The sequence below is a fragment of the Piscinibacter sp. genome, assembly GCF_050175855.1.
Taxonomy (GTDB): domain Bacteria; phylum Pseudomonadota; class Gammaproteobacteria; order Burkholderiales; family Burkholderiaceae_C; genus Piscinibacter.
Genome location: NZ_JBFXIO010000398.1, coordinates 1 through 4,514 on the forward strand (window position 1 = coordinate 1; position 4,514 = coordinate 4,514).

Consider the following 4,514-nt stretch of genomic DNA (forward strand, 5'->3'; position numbering starts at 1 on the left):
AGTGGCCGTGCAGATCTCTCCCGACGCTGCGGGTTCGCTCGGTGCAGGAGCCCACCCGCTTCGCTTTACCATCACCCGGCTGGCGGACGCGGAAGGCGGCGCCGTCGAAGTGCGCGAGAAGTCGACGTTCGTCGTGCCGCGTTGAACAGCAGGATCCCGAGGACACAACCATGCAGGACAAGAACCCACGCGCAACTCCCTGGTGGAAGTTTCCGATGGTGTGGCTGGTGGTCGGCGGGCCGCTGTCGGTGGTGGTGGCCAGCATCGCCACCGCGGTGATCGCCTGGAAGCACATCGATCCGGTCATCAATACGGCGCAGGGCCAGATCCGACCGGGCGACAACATGGCGCCCACGCTCAGCCCGAAGGACGCGCTGGCGCCGGCGCAGCAGGGCCGCAACCACGCGGCCACGCCGCAACGCTGAGATGATGCCGAGGGCCGCGGTCGTGAAGCAGCGCGCCTTGACCATTCTCTGGCCGGCCTTCCTGATGGCCGGCGTGCTGGAGATGCTCGTGTTCGTGGTCGTCGATCCCGGCGACCTGCACTGGTTCGGCGGCGAGGCGCTGAACTGGTCGCACCAGGCGGTCTACACCGTGACCTTCCTGATCTTCTGGGGCGTGATCTCGCTGGCAGGTGCCCTGATGGCCCTGCTGGAGATGCGCGCCGAAGACATCAACGCCGACCGAGGACGCGGCTGACCGCGCCGACCGGCCTCAGCAGGCCGTGCTGGTGATCAGCTGGCGCAGGCCCGCTTCGTCGATGATGCGGATGTGGCGTTGCTTGACCTCGAGCAGGCCGTCATCCTGGAACTTCGAGAAGGTGCGGCTGACCGTCTCCAGCTTCAGGCCCAGGTAGCTGCCGATCTCCTCGCGCGTCATGCGCAGGATCAGCGAAGAGGCCGAGAAGCCACGCGCCTGCAGGCGCTGGGTGAGGTTGAGCAGGAAGGCCGCGAGGCGCTCCTCGGCACGCATGCTGCCGAGCAGCAGCATCATGCCGTGGTCGCGCACGATCTCGCGGCTCATGATCTTGTGGAACTGGTGCTGCAGCGGCGTGAAGTCGCGCGACAGTTCCTCGAGCTGCCCGAAGGGGATCACGCAGACCTGAGAATCCTCCAGCGCGATGGCGTCGCAGTTGTGGCGGTCGTGGCTGATGCCGTCCAGGCCGAGCAGTTCGCCGGCCATCTGGAAGCCCGTGACCTGGTCGCGGCCGTCTTCCGACGACACGCAGGTCTTGAAGAAGCCAGTGCGCACCGCATACAGCGACTGGAACGAGTCGCCAGTGCGGAAGAGGGCGTCGCCGCGCGTGACCGAACGGCGCTTGGCCACGAGCTGGTCGAGCCGCTCGAGGTCGGGGTCGGACAGTCCCACCGGCAGGCACAGCTCGCGCAGGTTGCAGTTGGAGCAGGCGACCTTGAAGGCCTCGGCCCGGATCGGCACGACTGAAGACATGGCGCTGCGCGGGGCGACTTCCGGCGTGCGCCCCGCCGCCGTCCGGCGAGCTGTGGGTGCGGGCACGGCCGTCACTTCCGTAGTGGTGGAGGTCATGGAATTATTCTCCCGTCGGCCTCGTGGAGGCCCGTTGATGCAGGTCAAGGCGCTTGACTCGGCGCAAGGCACAGTCTGGGCTCATGTCGACGTCCTACGCCCCCATCGAGCGCCCCGTCGTGACCGAGGAGCTGCTGCGCCGGCTCGACGTCAACGGACCGCGCTACACCTCCTACCCGACCGCTGATCGATTCGTCGACGCCTTCGGGCCCGACGACTACGCCCGAGCGCTCGAGCAGCGCGCCGAAGGTGCCGGCGTGATCGGTGGCGCGAGCCCGCTGTCGCTGTACGTGCACATCCCGTTCTGCGAGTCGCTGTGCTACTACTGCGCGTGCAACAAGGTGATCACCAAGCACCACGAGCGCGCCGCGGAGTACCTCGACGCCCTCGACAAGGAGATCGATCTCCACGTGGCGCGGCTGGGAGCGGGGCAGTCCGTGTCGCAGCTGCACTTCGGCGGCGGCTCGCCGACCTTCCTCAGCGATGCCGAGCTGGCGCGCGTGATGGGGTCGCTGCGCAAGGCGTTCCGCATCGCCCCCGGGGCCGAGACTTCGGTGGAAGTGGATCCACGCACCGTGACCCCCGAGCGGCTGGCCCATCTGGCGAGCCTCGGCTTCAACCGGCTGAGCTTCGGCGTGCAGGACTTCGATCCGGCCGTGCAGCAGGCGGTACACCGCGTGCAGAGCCGCGAGATGGTCGCCGCGCTGATGACCTCGGCGCGCGAACTCGGCTTCGAGTCGACCAACGTCGACCTGATCTACGGCCTGCCCAAGCAGACGCCCGAGTCGCTGCAGCGCACGGTGCGCGAGGTGGCCGAATTGCGCCCCGAACGCATTGCGCTGTACTCCTACGCCCACCTGCCGCAGCGCTTCAAGCCGCAGCGCCGCATCGACGCCGCGGCCCTGCCGCCGGCGGGTGACAAGGTGCGGATGCTGTCCGAGGCCATCGCCGGTTTTGTCGGCCATGGCTACCAGTACATCGGCATGGACCACTTCGCGCTGCCCGGCGATGCGCTGGCCGCCGCCAAGCGCCAGGGCCGGCTGCACCGCAACTTCCAGGGCTACAGCACGCAGCCCGACTGCGACCTGATCGGCCTGGGCGTGTCGTCGATCGGCCGCGTCGGGGCCACCTACAGCCAGAACTCCAAGACGCTCGAGGAGTACTACGACGCCGTCAACCGCGGCCAGTTTCCGATCGTCCGCGGCCTCGCGCTGACCCGCGAGGACCTGCTGCGCCGTGCGGTGATCATGGCCATCATGTGCCAGGGTCGGCTGGAGTTCGAATCGATCGAACTCGCCCACCTGATCGACTTTCGCAAGCACTTCGCAAGCGAGCTCGAGCAACTGCGCGGGCTGGAGTCCTCTGGCCTGGTCGTGCTCGAACCCACGGCGATCCAGGTCACCGCGCTGGGCTGGTACTTCATCCGCAGCGTGGCGATGGTCTTCGACAAGTACCTGCAGGCCGATCGCACCCGCGAACGCTTCTCCCGCATCATCTAGGGCATGAATGCCGCCCTCGCCACCACCGCCTTGCTGATGGGCTTGGCGGGCTCGCCGCACTGCGCGGCGATGTGCGGCGCTGCCTGCACCGGCATCGTGCGCGGCTGCGCAGGCGGTGTGGCGACGCAGGCGAGCACCTTGTCCTTCCACGGGGCGCGGCTGCTGAGCTATGCCGCTGGCGGTGCGCTGGCGGCCGGCAGCGTGTCGTGGCTGGCCACGCAAGGGGCGCAGGTCGCGATCCTGCGGCCGCTGTGGACGCTGCTGCAGGTGGCTGCCCTGGCGCTCGGCCTGTGGCTTCTCGTGCGCGGCCGGCAGCCGGCCTGGATCGACAACATCGGCCGTGGCGGCTCCGGTCGGCGGGTGATCTGGATGCAGGGTCCGGCCGGCGCAGCGGCGGCCGGCTCGATGTGGGTGGCCTTGCCCTGCGGCCTGCTGCAGTCGGCACTGGTCGTTGCGGCGCTGGGCTCGGGCCCGGTGGAGGGGGCCACGCTGATGGCGCTGTTCGCCGTCGGCTCGGGGCTGGGCCTGTGGCTCGGTCCCGCGCTGTGGATGCACCTGGCAGGGCGGCACGCCGGCCGCGCACAGGTGCTGGCCGTGCGGCTGGCCGGGCTGATGCTGGCCGGCGCGTCCGGCTGGGCATTGGCGCACGGGCTGGCCACCGCCATGGGCAGCGACTTCTGCCTGCCAATCTGAACCGCGCGCGCAGCGCGGCTGTCAGTCGATTGACAGACACCGTGGAATAGAATTCCACGTTCCGATACGACCCCTCACCCCAGCCCGGAGCCACATCTCCATGTACCAGCACATCAAGGTGCCCGCAGGCGGGCAGAAGATCACCGTCAACGCGGACTTCTCGCTCAACGTCCCGAACAACCCGATCATTCCGTACATCGAGGGCGACGGCACGGGCTTCGACATCACGCCGGTGATGATCAAGGTGGTCGACGCGGCCGTGGCCAAGGCCTACGGCGGCAAGAAGCAGATCCACTGGATGGAGATCTACGCCGGCGAGAAGGCCACCAAGGTCTACGGCCCCGATGTGTGGCTGCCGGCCGAATCGCTGGACGTGCTGCGCGAATACGTGGTCTCGATCAAGGGCCCGCTGACCACCCCGGTGGGCGGCGGCATCCGCTCGCTGAACGTGGCGCTGCGCCAGGAACTCGATCTCTATGTCTGTCTGCGCCCGGTGCAGTACTTCAAGGGCGTGCCTTCGCCGGTGAAGGAGCCGGAGAAGACCAACATGGTGATCTTCCGCGAGAACTCGGAGGACATCTACGCCGGCATCGAGTACGAGGCCGAGTCGGACAAGGCCAAGAAGCTGATCAAGTTCCTGATCGACGAGATGGGCGTCAAGAAGATCCGCTTCCCGGAGACCTCGGGCATCGGCATCAAGCCGGTCTCGCGCGAGGGCACCGAGCGCCTGGTGCGCAAGGCGATCCAGTACGCCATCGACAACGACAAGCCCAGCGT

General features: G+C 68.1%; 6 protein-coding genes. 5 read left to right on the plus strand and 1 reads right to left on the minus strand.

The genetic code is table 11. The features are described 5' to 3' along the window. Window positions 1-170: 170 nt before the first annotated feature. Window positions 171-425: a hypothetical protein gene (locus tag AB7U92_RS22365; protein WP_428582245.1), complete on the plus strand. Its 255-nt coding sequence runs from the start codon at window positions 171-173 to the stop codon at window positions 423-425. A 37-nt stretch (window positions 426-462) separates the two neighbouring features. Further along, a complete protein-coding gene (locus AB7U92_RS22370) occupies window positions 463-699 on the plus strand; it encodes a hypothetical protein (protein ID WP_428582247.1) in 237 nt (78 codons plus the stop codon). A gap of 15 nt (window positions 700-714) precedes the next feature. On the opposite strand, the gene fnr is transcribed toward AB7U92_RS22370, so the two are convergent. Further along, a complete protein-coding gene (gene fnr, locus AB7U92_RS22375) occupies window positions 715-1,449 on the minus strand; it encodes a fumarate/nitrate reduction transcriptional regulator Fnr (RefSeq protein ID WP_428582255.1) in 735 nt (244 codons plus the stop codon). 179 nt (window positions 1,450-1,628) lie between these two features. Between fnr and hemN the strand changes: the two genes are divergently transcribed. The 3 genes from hemN to AB7U92_RS22390 all read left to right on the plus strand — a co-directional run. Next, window positions 1,629-3,044 carry an oxygen-independent coproporphyrinogen III oxidase gene (gene hemN / locus AB7U92_RS22380; RefSeq protein WP_428582249.1) on the plus strand — a complete coding sequence of 472 codons (1,416 nt, stop codon included), beginning with the start codon at window positions 1,629-1,631 and terminating at the stop codon, window positions 3,042-3,044. 3 nt (window positions 3,045-3,047) lie between these two features. Continuing rightward, complete coding sequence (locus AB7U92_RS22385) at window positions 3,048-3,737, plus strand: sulfite exporter TauE/SafE family protein (protein WP_428582251.1); 690 nt, start codon at window positions 3,048-3,050, stop codon at window positions 3,735-3,737. 100 nt (window positions 3,738-3,837) lie between these two features. Then, window positions 3,838-4,514: isocitrate/isopropylmalate family dehydrogenase (locus AB7U92_RS22390; protein ID WP_428582253.1), on the plus strand; the 677-nt coding region annotated here is incomplete at its 3' end.